The sequence below is a fragment of the Stenotrophomonas sp. 364 genome, assembly GCF_009832905.1.
GTDB classification, from domain to species: Bacteria; Pseudomonadota; Gammaproteobacteria; order Xanthomonadales; family Xanthomonadaceae; genus Stenotrophomonas; species Stenotrophomonas maltophilia_AP.
This window is the reverse complement of record NZ_CP047135.1, coordinates 2,588,804-2,604,639: the sequence shown is the minus strand read 5'-3', so window position 1 is coordinate 2,604,639 and position 15,836 is coordinate 2,588,804. Positions and strand designations below refer to the sequence as shown.

At 67.9% G+C, this 15,836-nt stretch carries 16 protein-coding genes; 7 read left to right on the top strand and 9 right to left on the bottom strand.

The window, feature by feature from the left end:
* Nucleotides 1-57 precede the first annotated feature (57 nt).
* Both GQ674_RS11845 and GQ674_RS11840 read right to left on the bottom strand, forming a co-directional pair.
* On the bottom strand, nt 58-489 hold the full coding sequence (locus GQ674_RS11845) for a hypothetical protein (protein WP_159497239.1): 432 nt from the start codon (nt 487-489) through the stop codon (nt 58-60).
* A gap of 91 nt (nt 490-580) precedes the next feature.
* Complete coding sequence (locus GQ674_RS11840; RefSeq protein WP_159497238.1) at nt 581-4,123, bottom strand: Rne/Rng family ribonuclease; 3,543 nt, start codon at nt 4,121-4,123, stop codon at nt 581-583.
* A 444-nt stretch (nt 4,124-4,567) separates the two neighbouring features.
* Between GQ674_RS11840 and GQ674_RS11835 the strand changes: the two genes are divergently transcribed.
* Nucleotides 4,568-5,506 carry an RluA family pseudouridine synthase gene (locus tag GQ674_RS11835; RefSeq protein WP_159497237.1) on the top strand — a complete coding sequence of 313 codons (939 nt, stop codon included), beginning with the start codon at nt 4,568-4,570 and terminating at the stop codon, nt 5,504-5,506.
* A 140-nt stretch (nt 5,507-5,646) separates the two neighbouring features.
* On the opposite strand, the gene zupT is transcribed toward GQ674_RS11835, so the two are convergent.
* From zupT to GQ674_RS11820, 3 genes are all read right to left on the bottom strand, one after another.
* Nucleotides 5,647-6,456, bottom strand: coding sequence for a zinc transporter ZupT (zupT, locus tag GQ674_RS11830; RefSeq protein WP_159497236.1), 810 nt, complete (start codon nt 6,454-6,456; stop codon nt 5,647-5,649).
* A 101-nt stretch (nt 6,457-6,557) separates the two neighbouring features.
* Nucleotides 6,558-6,974, bottom strand: coding sequence for an energy transducer TonB (locus GQ674_RS11825; RefSeq protein ID WP_159497235.1), 417 nt, complete (start codon nt 6,972-6,974; stop codon nt 6,558-6,560).
* A gap of 4 nt (nt 6,975-6,978) precedes the next feature.
* The gene (locus GQ674_RS11820) at nt 6,979-7,320 is read right to left on the bottom strand and encodes a 4a-hydroxytetrahydrobiopterin dehydratase (RefSeq protein WP_128097041.1); all 342 of its coding nucleotides are present in this window, start codon (nt 7,318-7,320) and stop codon (nt 6,979-6,981) included.
* A gap of 102 nt (nt 7,321-7,422) precedes the next feature.
* Between GQ674_RS11820 and GQ674_RS11815 the strand changes: the two genes are divergently transcribed.
* On the top strand, nt 7,423-8,022 hold the full coding sequence (locus GQ674_RS11815; RefSeq protein WP_038687513.1) for an NfuA family Fe-S biogenesis protein: 600 nt from the start codon (nt 7,423-7,425) through the stop codon (nt 8,020-8,022).
* A gap of 9 nt (nt 8,023-8,031) precedes the next feature.
* A complete protein-coding gene (locus GQ674_RS11810; protein ID WP_159497234.1) occupies nt 8,032-9,780 on the top strand; it encodes a hypothetical protein in 1,749 nt (582 codons plus the stop codon).
* Between the two features lie 106 nt (nt 9,781-9,886).
* Here GQ674_RS11810 and GQ674_RS11805 read toward each other — a convergent pair whose 3' ends face one another.
* A complete protein-coding gene (locus GQ674_RS11805; RefSeq protein WP_128097877.1) occupies nt 9,887-10,336 on the bottom strand; it encodes a barstar family protein in 450 nt (149 codons plus the stop codon).
* On the bottom strand, nt 10,333-10,791 hold the full coding sequence (locus GQ674_RS11800) for a ribonuclease domain-containing protein (RefSeq protein WP_159497233.1): 459 nt from the start codon (nt 10,789-10,791) through the stop codon (nt 10,333-10,335). The genes GQ674_RS11805 and GQ674_RS11800 overlap by 4 nt, the downstream gene beginning before the upstream one ends.
* A 247-nt stretch (nt 10,792-11,038) precedes the next feature.
* On the opposite strand from GQ674_RS11800, the gene GQ674_RS11795 reads away from it, so the two are divergent.
* Nucleotides 11,039-11,650 (top strand): superoxide dismutase, encoded by a 612-nt coding sequence (locus GQ674_RS11795; RefSeq protein WP_038692027.1) that lies wholly within the window; start codon nt 11,039-11,041, stop codon nt 11,648-11,650.
* A gap of 78 nt (nt 11,651-11,728) precedes the next feature.
* On the opposite strand, the gene GQ674_RS11790 is transcribed toward GQ674_RS11795, so the two are convergent.
* Entirely contained in the window at nt 11,729-12,532 is an 804-nt protein-coding gene (locus GQ674_RS11790) for an endonuclease/exonuclease/phosphatase family protein (RefSeq protein ID WP_236546299.1), read from the bottom strand.
* Nucleotides 12,533-12,759: 227 nt separating this feature from the next.
* On the opposite strand from GQ674_RS11790, the gene GQ674_RS11785 reads away from it, so the two are divergent.
* Nucleotides 12,760-14,316, top strand: coding sequence for an oligopeptide:H+ symporter (locus GQ674_RS11785; RefSeq protein WP_159499420.1), 1,557 nt, complete (start codon nt 12,760-12,762; stop codon nt 14,314-14,316).
* Between the two features lie 8 nt (nt 14,317-14,324).
* The gene (locus GQ674_RS11780) at nt 14,325-14,948 is read left to right on the top strand and encodes a rhomboid family intramembrane serine protease (protein ID WP_159497231.1); all 624 of its coding nucleotides are present in this window, start codon (nt 14,325-14,327) and stop codon (nt 14,946-14,948) included.
* A 156-nt stretch (nt 14,949-15,104) separates the two neighbouring features.
* On the opposite strand, the gene GQ674_RS21500 is transcribed toward GQ674_RS11780, so the two are convergent.
* A complete protein-coding gene (locus tag GQ674_RS21500; RefSeq protein WP_181394068.1) occupies nt 15,105-15,281 on the bottom strand; it encodes a hypothetical protein in 177 nt (58 codons plus the stop codon).
* A 213-nt stretch (nt 15,282-15,494) separates the two neighbouring features.
* On the opposite strand from GQ674_RS21500, the gene GQ674_RS11775 reads away from it, so the two are divergent.
* Entirely contained in the window at nt 15,495-15,809 is a 315-nt protein-coding gene (locus GQ674_RS11775) for a GNAT family N-acetyltransferase (RefSeq protein ID WP_128097880.1), read from the top strand.
* Nucleotides 15,810-15,836 lie beyond the last annotated feature (27 nt).

Sequence of the window (15,836 nt, the reverse complement as noted above, 5' to 3'; positions counted from 1 at the left end):
AGGTGGAGCCACGCCATGCGTGGCTGCCCCATACCCACCAACGGTGGGTACCTGCCGCTACGGAATGGCCTGCTCGCTGATCTTCTCCCACGTCTGGCCGTCGCGCGTGCGCCAGGTGCCGCCGGTGGCGCAGCACCCGCCGGCACCCAACGCCATGCGCCCCAGCACCGCAATCACCGCGTCCTCTTCGTGGCGCAGTGATTGCCGCTGGCAGTCGGTGAAGAACGGGTAGGGCGGCGGTGCCAGCACTTCGGTGAGGGCGACGGCCTGTTCGGGCCCACGCGTGACCTGGAAGACCTTGCAGTCCTGCACCAGCAGTTCGATGTCCACGCCCTGCAGCCGGCCCACGAACAGGTCCTCCGGCGCGGCATCGCGGACCGCGATGGCGGCCTTGCTGAGCGGAGCAGGCGGGGCGGGCTGGCAGGCCGACAGCAGCACCAGCAGCACCAGCAGCGCGGCGCAGGGTGTGAGGCGAGGGCGTCGATTCATGCGCCGAGCATGCCACAGCCCACCGAGGGCCCAAATGCAGACAGCGGCCCGAAGGCCGCTGTCTGTTTACTACGGTCCCACTGGCGCGGGATCAGGCCTTGTCGTGCTTGTCCTGATCCGGCGTGCCGGCTTCTTCGGCCTGCGCGACATCGGTGGGGATGTCCTCGCGGGCTTCGGCCTGGGCAGCCTGTGCGGCAGCGTCGGTGCTGGCGGGGGTGTCGCTGCCCGCATTGCCGAACAGCTGGCCGTTATGCACGACCGGGGCCGCCGGGGCGGCCTCGACGCGGGCGACCGGGGCCGGTGCGGCCTTCTCCGGTGCCGGCTGGGTCGGGTCGACCTCCAGCATGCTGGACTGCACCGGACGCGCGTCCTGGCGTTCATCGGCGGTCACGGCGGCCGGAGCGGTGTCCACCGGCTTCGGTGCTTCGACCACCGGGGCAGCTTCAACCGCCTTCGGTGCCGCGGCAACCGGGGCGGCCTCAACGGCCTTCGGTGCTTCAACCACCGGGGCAGCTTCAACAGCCTTCGGCGCTGCGGCGACCGGAGCGGCTTCAACGGCCTTCGGTGCTTCAACCACCGGGGCAGCTTCAGCAGCCTTCGGCGCTGCGGCGACCGGAGCGGCTTCAACGGCCTTCGGTGCTTCGACCACCGGGGCAGCTTCAACAGCCTTCGGTGCTGCTGCGACCGGAGCGGCTTCCACAGCCTTCGGTGCTTCAACCACCGGAGCCGCTTCAACTGCCTTCGGTGCCTCGACCACCGGCGCAACCTGGGTCGGCTTGGCAACGTCGACCACCGGCGGTGCCGGCATCGGCGATTCCACGAACGGCACGCGGTCGGTGTAGGACGGGGCAGGCTTCTCGGCCGGCACCTGCGGGGCCACCGGGGCGGCCTCGCTGTGACCGGCGGTCACGACCGGGCTGCTGACCACGGCCACCGGTTCGGCGGCGGCCACAGCGGCCACCGGCGCAGCGACGGGTGCCGGGCGCGGCGCACGGACCGGTGCCGCGGCGGGCGCAGCAGCGGTTTCGTCGTCGAACTCGAACTCCGGCTGCGGCTGGCCATTGCCGGCCGCCGGACGCGGGGCCTGGGCGGTGTCGCCACCCTCCTGGTCGCCCTCCTGGTCATCGCTGTCGCCGTCATCATCCAGACCGGCGTCATCGTTCAGGCCATCGCTGCCGGCAGCCTGCTCGCCATTGCCACGACGACGACGACGGCCACCGCGACGGCCGCGACGACGGCGCGAGCCGCCTTCGCCATTGGCGTCATCGCCGGTGCCCGGGGCATCGGCCTGTTCACCGTTCTCGCCGGTGGCAACCTGCGCCTCGTCCACGGCGGCCGCGGTGTGTGCGCTGTCCTGCGCGGCGGCGTACGGGGCGGCGGCGTCGGCCACGCCCACGGCAGCGGCGGCCACCAGTGCGGCATCGGCAACCGGCGCGGTCGTGTTGCCCGGCTTCGGCGCATCGGCCTGCGGCTGGCGTGCCGGCTTGTCGCTGGCCCCGGCCTTGTCGGCATCGCCCTGCTGCGGCTTGGGCTGCTGCGGGTTCTGCTTCTGCTTCAGCTTCGGCTGCTGCTCATTGCGCGGCTGCTTGGGCTGCTGTTCGTTGCGCGGCTTGGCCTGGCCCGGTGCCTGCACCTGTGCGGCATTGCCGGCCACCGGTGCGGCGACGTCCTGGCGGCGCTCGTCACGACGCTCGTTCTTGCCACCGCGTTCGCCACGCTCGCCACGTTCACCGCGGTCCTTGCCACGACCCTGGCCCTGCGCCTGTGCGCCGCCATTGCCGTTGCGCTCGCCACCGCGTTCATCGCGGCGGCCGCCAGTGCGGTCCTTGTTGCGATCCTTGTTGCGGTTGGTGCGGTTGCCGTCCTGGGCCGGGCGTGCGTTCGCCGGCGGGGCAGTGGCCGGGGCCGGCTCGCCACCGAAGATGCGCTTGAGCCAGCCCACCACGCCAGTGGCGGCCGGTGCGGCCACCGGGGCCGGGGCAGCGACCGGTGCGGGTGCGGCTTCCGGTTCCGGGGCTTCGCGGATCGGCGCCGGCTGGCTGTGCTTGACCTGGGTCACCGCCGGGGCCACCGGAATGTTCAGCTGGGCCTTGGTCAGCGCATGCACCGGCAGCTTGCGCGGGGTGCCGCGCTGGTAGCTCGGCTTGCCGCTTTCTTCGCCCAGCTCGTTGTCGCGCAGGCGGGTCACTTCGTAATGCGGGGTGTGCAGCTGTTCGTCGGCGACGATCACGATCGGCGCGTCATGGCGCTGTTCGATTTCGCGCAGGGCGCTGCGCTTTTCATTGAGCAGGTAGTTGGCGATCTCGACCGGGGCCTGGACCAGCACCTGCCCGGTGTTCTCCTTCATCGCATGCTCTTCAGCCACGCGGATGATCGACAGCGACAGCGACTCGACGCTGCGCATGCGGCCATGGCCGTCGCAACGCGGGCACACGATCTGGCTGGATTCGCCCAGGCTCGGGCGCAGGCGCTGGCGGCTCATTTCCATCAGGCCAAAGCGCGAGATGCGGCCCAGCTGCACGCGCGCACGGTCGTACTTGAGCGCGTTCTGCAGGCGGTTTTCAACTTCGCGCTGGTGCTTGTTGGAGGCCATGTCGATGAAATCGATGACCACCAGGCCGCCCAGGTCGCGCAGGCGCAGCTGGCGGGCCACTTCTTCGGCCGCTTCCAGGTTGGTCTGGAACGCGGTGTCCTCGATATCGCTGCCCTTGGTGGCGCGCGAGGAGTTGACGTCGATGGCGGTCAGCGCTTCGGTCTGGTCGACCACGATCGAGCCGCCGGAGGGCAGGCGCACGTTGCGCTCATACGCGCCTTCGATCTGCGATTCGATCTGGAAGCGGTTGAACAGCGGGATGTCGTCGGTGTAGTGCTTGAGCTTGCGCAGGGTCTGCGGCATCACCTGCTGCATGAACTCGCGGGCGGTCTCGTACAGTTCCTGGGTGTCCACCAGGATCTCGCCGACGTCGGCGCGCAGGTAGTCACGCAGGGCGCGCACGATCAGGCGCGACTCCTGGTAGATCAGGAAGGAGGCCGGCTTGGTCAGCGCCGCTTCGGCGATCGACTTCCACACCTGCAGCAGGTAATCCAGATCCCACTGCAGCTCTTCGGCATCGCGGCCGACGCCGGCGGTGCGGATGATCACGCCCATGTCGTCGGGGATGTTCAGCTTGTCCAGCGCTTCCTTCAGCGCGGCACGGTCTTCGCCCTCGATGCGACGCGACACGCCGCCGGCGGTGGGCGAGTTCGGCATCAGGACCATGTAGCGGCCCGCCAGGGAGATGAACGTGGTCAGGGCGGCGCCCTTGTTGCCACGCTCTTCCTTGTCGACCTGGACAACCACTTCCTGGCCTTCACGCAGCAGTTCGCGGATGCCGGCCTTGTTGTGGTCCACGCCCGCAGCGAAGTAATCGCGCGAGATTTCCTTCAGCGGCAGGAAGCCGTGGCGTTCACCGCCGTATTCGACGAAGGCCGCTTCCAGCGACGGTTCAAGGCGCGTGATGCGACCCTTGTAGATGTTCGACTTCTTCTGTTCCTTGGACGGCTGTTCGATGTCGATGTCGTACAGCGTCTGGCCATCCACGATGGCTACCCGCAGCTCTTCAGCCTGCGTGGCATTGATCAGCATTCGCTTCATTGTTGGGTTCCTCGCGCGCTGCTACCGCGCGGAACACCATGGGGTTTCGCTTCTGGTCACGCTTCGACGCCCATCGCGCAGGCGCGGGGAGGGCGGCTTGGGTTTCCAGCGCTACAACACCACGGCAGCCCGCGGGAGCGCTTCATTTGTTTTGGTTTGGGTGTTACGGGCCGGAGGCAGCTGTCAGCCAGGCTGGAGCGCCACAGGGACATGTTTTTCAGCACAGACGCTTGTCAGGCATCCGGCGATGGCCGGGACCGCCGGTGAGCCGCTAACATGGCCGCCCCGGGGGCGGTGGCTGCGCACTGTGCCGGAATCGCGGGAAGTCGGGCTTCTGGCCCAGAGCAACTTCCAACGAAATCAATCCCTTATCTCGCATGCCGAGTGTAACAGAATAAAAGGCCAATGACCGTTACCGAGCCCACCCCCAAAGCCGCTGAAGCCATGACCAGCGTACGTATCATCACCGTCCCGGCCGACCGCGCCGGGCAGCGCCTGGACAACTTCCTGCTCGGCCAGCTCAAGGGTGCGCCCCGCAGCCTGATCTACAAGCTGGTGCGCAGTGGCCAGGTCCGGATCAACGGCGGCCGCGCCAAGGCCGAGCGCAAGCTGGAGCCGGGCGATGAGGTCCGGGTGCCGCCGGTCCGTCTCACCGAGGAGGGCGACAAGGCAGGCCCGCCCGCCGCGTTCATGAAACGGCTGGAAGATGCCATCGTGTTCGAAGACGATCGGTTGCTGGCGCTGAACAAGCCGTCGGGCGTGGCCAGCCACGGCGGCAGTGGGATCAGCTTCGGCGCGATCGAGACGCTGCGGGCGCTGCGCCCAGGCAAGACCCTGGAACTGGTGCACCGGCTGGACCGCGACACGTCGGGCCTGCTGATCGTGGCCAAGAAGCGTTCGGCGCTGAGCGAGCTGCAGGCGCTGCTGCGCGAAGACCACGGCTCGGGCATCCGCAAGCACTACCTGACGCTGCTGGTCGGGCGCATGCCCGACGGCACCATGACCGTGGATGCGCCGCTGCATGTGGGGCTGCGCCAGGGCGGGGAGCGGCATGTGCAGGTCAACCCGATCGGCAAGGAGTCGATCAGTCACTTCAGGGTGCTGGAACGCAAGGGCGGGCATTCGTACTGCGAGGTCCGCATCGAAACCGGACGCACCCACCAGATCCGCGTGCATGCACAGCACCTGGGTCATCCGGTCGCCGGTGACGACAAGTACGGCGATCCGGACGTCAACAAGCGGCTTCGTGAGCAGATCGGGCTCAAGCGCCTGTTCCTGCACGCCGCCTCGCTGGAGTTCGCCCTGGATGCCGGCAAGACCCCGTACCTGCTCAACGCGCCGCTGGCCGAGGAGCTGACCGAGGTGCTGAACCGGTTGAAGTAAACCGGCGCACCTCCCGGCAGGTCCTCCGGGGGCCATGACCGACGGTCATGGCCTACCGGTTCATGCCCGCGCGCCGCCGCGGCAGGTATCCACCGTCGGTGGATACGGCAACAGGGGCGGATACGGCCCTGCCGTCGGCCTCACCACTTGAACAGCACCAGGCTGACCGCCAGGCTTCCCATGCCGGCCACCAGGCCGTACACGGTTTCGTGGCCCTTGGCGTAGCGCTTTGCCGCCGGCAGCAGTTCGTCCAAGGCGAGGAACACCATCACCCCGGAAATCAGGCCGAACACCCAGCCGAAAGTGGCGTGGTTGAGCATGCCCGAGAGCGCGAAGTAGCCGATCGCCGCGCCGACCGGCTCGGCCAGGCCCGAGAGCAGGCTGGCGCCGAAGGCGTACCACTTGTTCTGGGTGGCGAAATACACCGGCACCGCAATGGCGATGCCTTCGGGGATGTTGTGGATGGCGATGGCGAAGGCCAGCGGCATGCCCACCGAAGGGCTCTCCAGCGTGGCAAAGAACGTGGCCAGGCCTTCGGGAAAGTTGTGCGCGGTGATCGCGATCGCGGTCAGCAGGCCCACCCGCTTGATGTAGGCCTTGTTGTTGTCGCGGAATACCGGATCCTGCTTGTCCAGGCTCTCGTGCGGGTTCGGGATCAGGTGATCGATCACCACGATCAGCAGCACCCCGGCCAGGAACGCAGCCGTGCCGTAGGCGAAGCCCAGCCGGGCATCGTAGGCCTGGGTGAACGAATCGATCGCCTTGTTCAGGATCTCGGTGAGCGACACGAACACCATCGCGCCACCGGCAAAGGCCAGCCCGAAGGCCAGCAGCCGCGGGTTGGGGCGACGCGAGAACAGCACCATCAGGCTGCCCAGGCCGGTTGCCAGGCCGGCAGCCAGGGTCACGCCAAGCGCGACCCAGACGTTTTCAGACGAAATTTCGAGCATGCGCCACAGCATCCTTGGGGAAGTGCAACGCGCCCCGATGGGGTTCCCCGGGGGCGCGGTAAGGGGAGGCTGGCGCGGGCTGACCTCAGATCAGGGAAACCTCAACCGCCCCGGCGCAGCCGCTCTTCCACCGCGAAGCACTCGTCCGGCTTGGGTTGCGGCGGGTTGAAGCTCACCGGCACCTGGATGGTGGTGGACACCGTCTGGCCGGCGCGGGTGGCCGCCTTGAACTCCCAGCCTTCCACCGCGGTCTTGGCCTGTGCGTCGAGCTGGGCGTTGCCGCTGCTGGTCACCTGCGCCACCTGGCTGGGCTTGCCGTTGGCGGCAATCACCACCTTGAAGGTGCTGGTGCCGCCGATGCCCTGGCAGGCCAGTTCGATCGGGTACTGCGGCGGCGGGGTCTTCACGGCGGCCACTTCGGTCGGCGCGGCCACCGGGGCGGTCGGCTCGGCCGGCTTGTTGCAGCCGGCCAGGGCGGTAAGGGCAATGCTGGACAACACGAGGGACTGCAGTTTCATGGGGTCACTCCGTCAGGGCCGAAGCCTTCGCTGCGCAGATGAAGTCGTTTTCGCTCAGGCCACCCACGTCGTGGGTGGAAAAGCGCACCACCGCCCGGTCGTAATGCACGCCCAGGTCGGGGTGGTGGTCTTCGCGGTGGGCCACCCAGGCCAGTGCGTTCACGAAGGCCATGGTCCGGTGGTAGTCGTCGAAGCGGAAGGTGCGGGTCAGCGCCTGGCCGTGTTCGGCCAGCTCCCAGCCGGGCACCTGGGCCAGCAGTTCGGCCACGCGGGCCTCGCCCAGCTTGTGGTCGCTGCCCTTGCGCGGCACGCAGTGCGCCCGCGCCAGCGGAATCAGGTCGGCCATGAAATCCTCCACTCCCAGTGTTCTAGCAAGATGACTGAACGATGCGCCGGCCAATGTATAAACCGAATGAGCGCATAACATGTAAGCCGCTAGAATAGCCCGATGATCCAGATATCCGACACCGCCCAAACCTATTTCCGCAAGCTGATCGAGCGTGAGGCCGTGCCCGGCATGGGCGTGCGCCTGAGCGCCGTCGATGCGGGAACCCCCCGCGCCGATGCCCGGCTCGAGTTTGCCGAGCCGGCCCAACTGCTCGGCGACGAGTGGGCGGTGGACTGCGATGGCTTCACCCTGTTCGTGGATGCGCCCAGCGTGGGCTGGCTCGACGGTGCCGAGATCGACATCGTCAGCAATGCCACCGGCAGCCAGCAGCTGACCATCAAGGCCCCCAAGATCAAGGGCGAAGCGCCGGGCGAGGCGAATTCGCTGGTCGAACGCGTGCGCTGGGTGGTGGAGAACGAAGTGAACCCGCAGCTGGCTTCCCACGGCGGCAAAGTGGCCGTGCAGGAAGTGTCGGCCGACGGCGTGGTGCTGCTGCGCTTCGGTGGTGGCTGCCAGGGCTGCGGCATGGCCGATGTGACCCTCAAGCAGGGCATCGAAAAAACCCTGATGGGCCGGGTGCCCGGGATCACCGCGGTACGCGACGCGACCGACCACGACAGTGGCGACGCGCCGTACATCCCGCGCGGCACGGCCGCCTGATCGCGCTGCGTGCCACTGCGCCGGGCTGACGAGATCCTCGATTGGCTGCTGGCACGCCAGCCGGACAACCGCATCCTTGAGAAAACCACGGGCCTTCCTTACGGGTGGGGCCTGTGGCTGCGCGCGCTCAGCCCGTTGCCGCGTCCGTTTCGTTCCAGCGAGGTCATCGCCGCCCTGATCGGGCGCCCGTTGCCGGTGTCCGCCGGGCGGCTGCCGCAGCTGGGGTTCGTGCAATCGTTGCGGCGCCTGCTGTGGCAGGGCTGGGAACCGGCCCCGCGCGACCAGCGCTGGATGCGCTGGTCGTCGGCCACGATCAGCCTGCTGTTGCATGTGCTGTTTGCCGCGCTGCTGCTGTGGGTGGCCCTGATTCGACCGCCGGTGGTGCCGGAGCAGGGCGGCGAAAGTGGCCGCGTGCAGGTGTCGCTGGTGGGTCGCGGCACGCCACAGCAGGACGATGGTGGCCAGGCCGCCGCGCCGACACCGGTCGAGGCGACGCCGGACACCGCGCAGCCACAGCCGCCGACGCCGCAGGTCGAACCCACGGCGGCGGCCACGGCATCCGCGCCGGCGCGTGCCAATCCGCCGCCGGCCAGCGAGCCGCGGCCGGCGCCGCCCAGCCCCGCCGCGCCCACCCCGGAGCAGCCGCTTCAGGCCACCGACGTGGCGCAGGCCACCACCGATTTCGTGGTGCCACCGCCCAGCGCGGTGCGCACCGAGGTGCGCGTGGTGCCGCGCGACCCGCAGGACATCGCGGTGCGCGAGCGCACGGTGGCCACGGTGGAGGCCCCTTCGCCGCGTGCGGACGTGGCGATGCCGCGCCCCGCCGAACCACAGGTGCGCACCCCCGAGCTGACGGTGCGCGAGCGTGAGATCGGCGTGGTCGAGGCACCGACGCCGCCGGTGGTGGTGCCCGGCCCGCGCGTGGACGTGCCGCTGCCCCAGCGTGAGGTGCAGGTGCGCGAGCGTCAGGTGCAGCCATTGCAGACGCCGTCGGTGGCGGTGGCGCGCGTGCCGCAGCGCGAGCTGAGGGTCCCGGCACCATCACCTGCCCAGGTGGCGGTGCGCGAGCGGGCGGTGCCCAATGCCACCCCGCGCCCGGCACCGCCGACCCCCACGACCGCCCCGGCCAGCGCATCCACGGCGACCGCGCCGCGTTCCAGCACCGCGCCCAGCGCCAACAGCGCCGCGCGCACGGCACCGGCCACGCCAAGCCCGTCGCCGGCCAAACCGGCTGCGGACCCGGGCGACTGGGCCGCGTCGCGGCGCGGCGACGACTGGGCGGCGGCCAATCACCCGCAGGACCGTGACCTCAACGGCCGCGCGGTGAGCGCGACCGGCACCACTGGCGGCAGCCTGTTCAACGCCGACGGCAGCGTGCGCGTAGCCGGCCAGGACGGCAAGGGCACGGCCGAACGTGGCGCGCCCGGGGGCGACAAGGACGGCTGGACGAAGGAGCGCATCGCCCAGTCCGGCACGTGGCTCAAGCGGCCGCCGTACGACTACACGCCGACCTCGTTCGAGAAGTACTGGGCACCCAACGAATCGTTGCTGGCCGAGTGGGTGCGCAAGGGCATCAAGTCGGTGGAGATCCCGATCCCGGGCACCAGTTCATCGATCTCGTGCGTGGTGTCCATCCTCCAGTTCGGCGGCGGCTGTGGCCTGAGCGATCCGAACATGCAGGACCAGCCGGCCGTGGCGCGCCCGCCGCCGGATATTCCGTTCAAGAAAGAGCTGCAGGACGACAACGGCAGCCGATGAGGCCCCGCCTCATCGGCGGGTAGAGCCACCCCATGGGTGGCTGCCCCAGGGTCCGGCGTGGCGGCGCGTCACGGCCACGCATGGCGTGGCCCTGTCCCGATGGGGGTTACGGCGTCGCGGCGTCCTCGTCCAGTTCCACGTCTGCATCCTGCAGTGCCACGAAGGCCCAGAACGGTACGTTGCTTTCGCTCCAGAAGCGGCTGGCTTCGTCGAGCACCTCCAGCAGCGTGTCGAAGTCGGCGCCGGCCTGCGCGCGCAGGGCGTCGGCATCATTGAAGAACAGCGCATAGCCGTTGGCCGGCAGCCAGGCCAGGTCGCGCAGGTTGTCGGTCAGCGCATCCCAGTTGCCGCCGAAGCCGGTCGGGAAATCCAGTCGCGCGGCCAGCCGCATCAGCAGCGTGCGCTTGTCCTGGCAGCCGTCCAGGTCGATCTGGACCACGCGCAGGCCGGCATCGCGCATCGCCGCCGACAGCGGGCCCAGGTCGCCGTTGCCGATGGCGTAAACGCCGGCGTTGTTGATGTCGTGCAGGCCCAACTCGAATGCGTCATGGTTCATTGCCAGCTCCCGGCCGGTGGTACATCAAAACTGCGGAATGTCTCGTAGTGGTCGTCGGTGTAGAACCAGCCGGTAGGCGGGGTGCCGCCGGTGACGATGCGGCGCGCACCGCGATTGCCGGCACCGGGGGTGTCGACGGTGTACTCGTGGTAGTAGCCACGTGGGCGTTGCGGCAGGCGTTGCTCGCGGTTGCCGAACACGCTGCCGTCCTGGCGGTGCGGGAACGGCCCGCCGCGCTGGATCAGCGCGATGGTGGCGCGTGCCTCGGCCGGCAGGAACGGGGGCAGCGGGTTGCCCGCAGGCGTGCGCGCCGCCGCAGCCGCCGGCGCGGCCTCGATCGGTTGCGACAACGAGGGGGCAAACTGCGGCGGCGGCGGGCGCTGCATCAATTTGACCGCAACCAGGCCGCCGATCAGCAGCACGATGGCAACCAGCAACAGAAGGGGCTTGCGCATGGGGCAGGGCGGGCCAGGGAAGACAGCCGCTACTGTACCGCCAAGCGCGCATCCGGCGATGAGGCGCAGCCGAACAGCGCCGCCGCGCCGCGCGCTGGCGTCACCGGTGCGTAACACCGTGTGTAGAAGCGGCATGCGCAGGACCAAGTTTCCTTTACATGGACCTTGGTAAGCTCGTCGGCCATCCCCATCATCGTCAGCGCAACGCCCGGTCTTCGCCGGGTGAGTGAGCTACCAGGAGAACCACATGGCCTATACCCTCCCCAAGCTGTCCTACGCCTACGACGCACTTGAGCCGAATATCGACGCGGCCACGATGGAAATCCATCACACCAAGCACCACCAGACCTACATCAACAACGTCAACGCGGCACTGGAAGGCACCGAGTTCGCCGACCTGCCGATCGAAGAGCTGGTCAAGAAGACCAAGTCGCTGCCGGAAAACCTGCAGGGTCCGGTGCGTAACAACGGTGGCGGCCACGCCAACCACAGCCTGTTCTGGACCGTGATGTCGCCCAACGGCGGCGGCGCACCGGTGGGCGACGTGGGCAAGGCGATCGAATCGCAGCTGGGTGGCTTCGAGAAGTTCAAGGAAGCCTTCACCAAGGCCGCGCTGACCCGCTTCGGCAGCGGTTGGGCATGGCTGAGCGTCACCCCCGACAAGAAGGTGGTGGTGGAAAGCAGCGCCAACCAGGACAGCCCGTTGATGGACGGCAACACGCCGATCCTGGCGCTGGACGTCTGGGAACACGCCTACTACCTGAAGTACCAGAACCGTCGCCCGGAATACATCGGCGCGTTCTTCAACGTGGTCGACTGGAACGAAGTCGAGCGTCGTTACCAGGCCGCAATTGCCTGAGCGATGCCCCGGTAGCATGACGGAACGGCCAGGCAGCGATGCCTGGCCGTTTTCGTTTGGGTCGCCCTGTCTGTCGAATCACGGTGCGCTGGCGGGCACCGGCGACTGCAGCCGCAACGTGGCCATAACCCCCAGCCGCAGCGCGCCCTTGTCGGGAACGGCGCCATCGGCGGCCGGCAGCTTCAGGGCCTGTTGCCCGATGCCCTCGAAATGCTTGACCTGGAACAGCACGTCCAGCCCATGGCCGCGCGCGCTGCCGGCCACCGACGGTGGATCGACCCGCTCGCCGGGGTTGCGCCGCGCAGGCTGGAAACCGGGGGCGCTGCGCACCAGTTCGGCGGTGTCGGCCGAGAAGTCGCCAGCAACCAACGACGGCAGCCCTTCGGCGGTGGCGCCGATCCAGGTCATCAGGTCGCTGCTCTGGTGACGGCGCACCTCCGGTTCATCCGGGTCCGGGCGCAGGCGTGCCACATAGATGTTGATCAGCTCTTCCTGCAGCTTCACCCGCAACATGCCGGCAGCGCTGAACTGGCCCGGGGGGTGCAGCAGGGTGACGCCGTCTTCGCTGACCGGCAGCCGTGTCAGCATGGCGCTGCCGTGGCGCAAGGCCTGGCTGGGCGGGTCGGCGGTGACGAAGTCGCAGCTGTAGCGCAGCCGGGTGGCCAGCCAGCAGGCCGGGTTGCGGCCCTGCGCCTGCACGACGCGCTGGACCGCGATCACGTCCGGCTGCAGCGTTTCCAGCATCTGCAGCACCTGGTCGCGGCGTTGTTCCCATTGCCCCTCGTCCAGGGTGGGTAGCTCCAGCGTGGCCACCTTGAGCAGGCGCGGGCCGGGGGCGGCCTGGCGCGCCTGCACCGGCGCCGCCGAGGCGACCCAGAGCATCAGCAACAACCAGCCCGGCCAACGTCCCGTGACAGCAGTGGAGATCATGCGCATAACGATAAGTTTACGCTTTGTCCGTCGACGCTTCGTGACCTTCGCCGCGTTCTGGAGCGCACGCCTGCCATGTCCGTGGCGCGCTGTCATGTAGGGGCGCAGCGTGCGTGGGGGTAGGGGTTCCGGTAAGCTCGCGCCCTTTCGTATTCGCAGGACAGCCCCATAGGATGAGCATGATCGCAGCCGCCAGCGCAGGCAAGGGAAGAATGCCGCGCCAGATTCCGTACATCATTGGCAACGAGGCCTGCGAACGGTTCAGTTTCTACGGGATGCGCAACATCCTGGTGCAGTTCCTGATCACCTCGCTGCTGCTGCAGGAGATCACCGCCGAAGGCCGCGCGGGTGAGGCCAAGGACATCATGCACAGCTTCATGATCGGCGTGTATTTCTTCCCGCTGCTCGGTGGCTGGCTGGCCGACAAGTTCTTCGGCAAATACCACACCATCCTCTGGTTCAGCCTGATCTACTGCGCCGGCCACGCCTGCCTGGCGGTGTTTGAAGACAGCCGGCAGGGCTTCTTCGTCGGCCTGGGGCTGATTGCGCTGGGTGCTGGCGGGATCAAGCCGCTGGTGGCCTCGTTCATGGGCGACCAGTTCGACCAGAGCAACAAGCACCTGGCCAAGATCGTGTTCGATGCCTTCTACTGGATCATCAACTTCGGCTCGCTGTTCGCCTCGCTGCTGATTCCGCTGGCGCTGAAGAATCTGGGCCCGCAGTGGGCGTTCGGCATTCCCGGCATCCTGATGTTCGTGGCCACCTTCGTGTTCTGGCTGGGCCGCAAGCGCTATGTGCTGGTGCCGCTGCCGCCGAAGGACCCGCATTCGTTCGGCAACGTGGTCCGTACTGCGCTGACCGCGCAGGTGCCGGGCAAGGCACGCCCGGGCCTCACCCTGGCCATCCTGGGCGCGGTGCTGGCGGTGGCCTCGATGGGCCTCGTTGGCAGCCTGGGCATCGTGATCTGCCTGTGCATCGCGCTGGTCCTGCTGCTGGCCGGCATTGGCGGTGGCACCTGGCTCCAGCTGGACCGCGCCCGCGCGGTGCACCCGGCCGAGGCCGTGGAGGGCGTGCGCTCGGTGCTGCGCGTGCTGGTGATCTTCGCCCTGACCACGCCGTTCTTCTCGCTGTTCGACCAGAAGGCCTCCACCTGGGTGCTGCAGGGCCAGCAGATGGCCATGCCGTCGTGGTTCACCGCCTCGCAGATGCAGGCGCTGAACCCGCTGCTGGTGATGATCCTGATTCCGTTCAACAACCTCGTGCTCTACCCGACACTGCGCCGCTTCGGTTTCGAGCCGACCGCGCTGCGCCGCATGACCGCCGGTATCGCCTTCAGCGGCCTGGCCTGGATCGTGGTCGGTGGCATCCAGGTGATGATGGACGGCGGCAACGTCATGTCCATCTTCTGGCAGATGCTGCCCTACGCCCTGCTGACCTTCGGCGAAGTGCTGGTCTCGGCCACCGGCCTGGAGTTTGCCTACAGCCAGGCCCCGCAGGCGATGAAGGGCGTGGTGATGAGCTTCTGGAACCTCACCACCACCATCGGCAACCTGTGGGTACTGCTGTCCAACGCCGCGGTGCGCAATGACACGGTCACCCATCAGATCGCCAGTACCGGCTTGAGCGAGGCGGCCTTCCTGATGTTCTTCTTCGCCGGTTTCGCGTTCCTGGCGGCGTTGGCCTTCGGTTGGTATGCGAGGCGCTATCGTATGGTCGACAACTACCGTACGGCCTGAGCCCTGACATGACCCCCGTCAATCTGCTGTTGATCGCCATCACCGTCATCGTGTCGTGGATGGCCTTCAAGAACCGAAAGCTCGGCGACCGCCTGATCCTGTGGCCGCCGGCGGTGGACCGCCATCGCCAGTACGACCGTCTGGTGACCTACGGGTTCATCCATGCGGACCTGGCGCACCTGGCGTTCAACATGATCACGCTGTTCTTCTTCGGCGGCCAGATCGAGTCGTTGATGATCAACCTGACCGGCAGCTACCTGACCTACCCGGCGTTCTATCTGGGGGCGCTGGTAGTGTCGATCCTGCCGAGCTACCTGAAGAACCAGAAGAACCCGAACTACCTCAGCCTGGGCGCGTCGGGCGCGGTGTCGGCGGTGCTGTTCGCCTTCATCCTGCTCAGCCCGTGGAGCGTGATCTTCGTGTTCTTCATCCCGGCCCCGGCGATCCTCTACGCGGTGTTCTACGTGGGCTACAGCATCTGGATGGACAAGCGCGGCGGTGATCGCATCAACCACAGCGCACACCTGGCCGGTGCCGCGTTCGGGGTGATCTTCCTGCTGGCGATGCGCCCGGCGATCTTCGAGCACTTCCTGCGCGAGCTCAGCAACCCCAGCTTCCGTCCGCTGGGCTGAGCCTGCGCCTGGGGTGCCGACCCACGGTCCGGTACCTGCCGGGACCGGGGTCACCGGCAGCCGGCGGCAGGTCACGGCCGTGGATCGAAACGCGAAGACCCGGGCGGCGCGCCGTCACCGGGGCAGGTCACGACCGCTGGTCGTGACACAGGCCGCTTACGCGGCCTTCTTGCCTTCCGCACCGTAGGCGCTGAGCAGGCGGGCATACACCTCGTTGTCGATCTGGTCGAATTCCCAGCTCTGGGTCTGGCCATTCACGGCCAGCTGGAACAAGCCCTCCAGCAGCGAGCTGTCGGCATCGCCAGGTGCGGGGGAGGTAGGTGCGTTGTCCATGTGGACCTCCTTGTGAAGCACGATCGGGTAGGCAGGTGTCGCAAAACTCGTGCCAGCTTTCACGCCCTGTCCGTTATCGATATCGGCTTGAATCGGCAGAGCTTTAGGACGGTTTGTGACGCTCCGCGTCGTTGCTTGCCCCTGTTCAGACTTCACGCGATCATGGCGCTACGCTGCGCACTATCGCGTCAGTTGCCGCAGGAGACACCGCCCATGGCTTCGGTCACCCCGCCCGGATTGGCATACGAGGTGGAGCACGATCTGGCCCACCACCGGTTCCAGGCCCGGGTGCAAGGGCATCTGGCACTGCTGGACTACCAGATCAAGTCGCTGAAACGACAGAAGCGCATGGTCATCACCCATACCGAGGTGCCCGAGCCGATCGAGGGGCGTGGCATCGCAGGGGAGTTGACCAAGGTGGCGCTCCGCTATGCGCGCGAACACAAATACAAGGTGGTGCCGGCGTGTGCCTATGCCGAAGCCTTCATGCAACGCCATGAGGAATACGACGACCTGCTGGCCGGCTGACGGCGGCAGGGGGTTTCGCAGGGACGA

What these genes read in the sequence shown, in the direction of transcription:
- GQ674_RS11845 (WP_159497239.1), bottom strand. Translation starts at nt 489, where the DNA reads ATGAATCGACGCCCTCGCCTCACACCCTGCGCCGCGCTGCTGGTGCTG.
- GQ674_RS11840 (WP_159497238.1), bottom strand. Translation starts at nt 4,123, where the DNA reads ATGAAGCGAATGCTGATCAATGCCACGCAGGCTGAAGAGCTGCGGGTA.
- GQ674_RS11835 (WP_159497237.1), top strand. Translation starts at nt 4,568, where the DNA reads ATGACCAGCGTACGTATCATCACCGTCCCGGCCGACCGCGCCGGGCAG.
- zupT (WP_159497236.1), bottom strand. Translation starts at nt 6,456, where the DNA reads ATGCTCGAAATTTCGTCTGAAAACGTCTGGGTCGCGCTTGGCGTGACC.
- GQ674_RS11825 (WP_159497235.1), bottom strand. Translation starts at nt 6,974, where the DNA reads ATGAAACTGCAGTCCCTCGTGTTGTCCAGCATTGCCCTTACCGCCCTG.
- GQ674_RS11820 (WP_128097041.1), bottom strand. Translation starts at nt 7,320, where the DNA reads ATGGCCGACCTGATTCCGCTGGCGCGGGCGCACTGCGTGCCGCGCAAG.
- GQ674_RS11815 (WP_038687513.1), top strand. Translation starts at nt 7,423, where the DNA reads ATGATCCAGATATCCGACACCGCCCAAACCTATTTCCGCAAGCTGATC.
- GQ674_RS11805 (WP_128097877.1), bottom strand. Translation starts at nt 10,336, where the DNA reads ATGAACCATGACGCATTCGAGTTGGGCCTGCACGACATCAACAACGCC.
- GQ674_RS11800 (WP_159497233.1), bottom strand. Translation starts at nt 10,791, where the DNA reads ATGCGCAAGCCCCTTCTGTTGCTGGTTGCCATCGTGCTGCTGATCGGC.
- GQ674_RS11795 (WP_038692027.1), top strand. Translation starts at nt 11,039, where the DNA reads ATGGCCTATACCCTCCCCAAGCTGTCCTACGCCTACGACGCACTTGAG.
- GQ674_RS11790 (WP_236546299.1), bottom strand. Translation starts at nt 12,532, where the DNA reads ATGCTCTGGGTCGCCTCGGCGGCGCCGGTGCAGGCGCGCCAGGCCGCC.
- GQ674_RS11785 (WP_159499420.1), top strand. Translation starts at nt 12,760, where the DNA reads ATGATCGCAGCCGCCAGCGCAGGCAAGGGAAGAATGCCGCGCCAGATT.
- GQ674_RS11780 (WP_159497231.1), top strand. Translation starts at nt 14,325, where the DNA reads ATGACCCCCGTCAATCTGCTGTTGATCGCCATCACCGTCATCGTGTCG.
- GQ674_RS21500 (WP_181394068.1), bottom strand. Translation starts at nt 15,281, where the DNA reads ATGGACAACGCACCTACCTCCCCCGCACCTGGCGATGCCGACAGCTCG.
- GQ674_RS11775 (WP_128097880.1), top strand. Translation starts at nt 15,495, where the DNA reads ATGGCTTCGGTCACCCCGCCCGGATTGGCATACGAGGTGGAGCACGAT.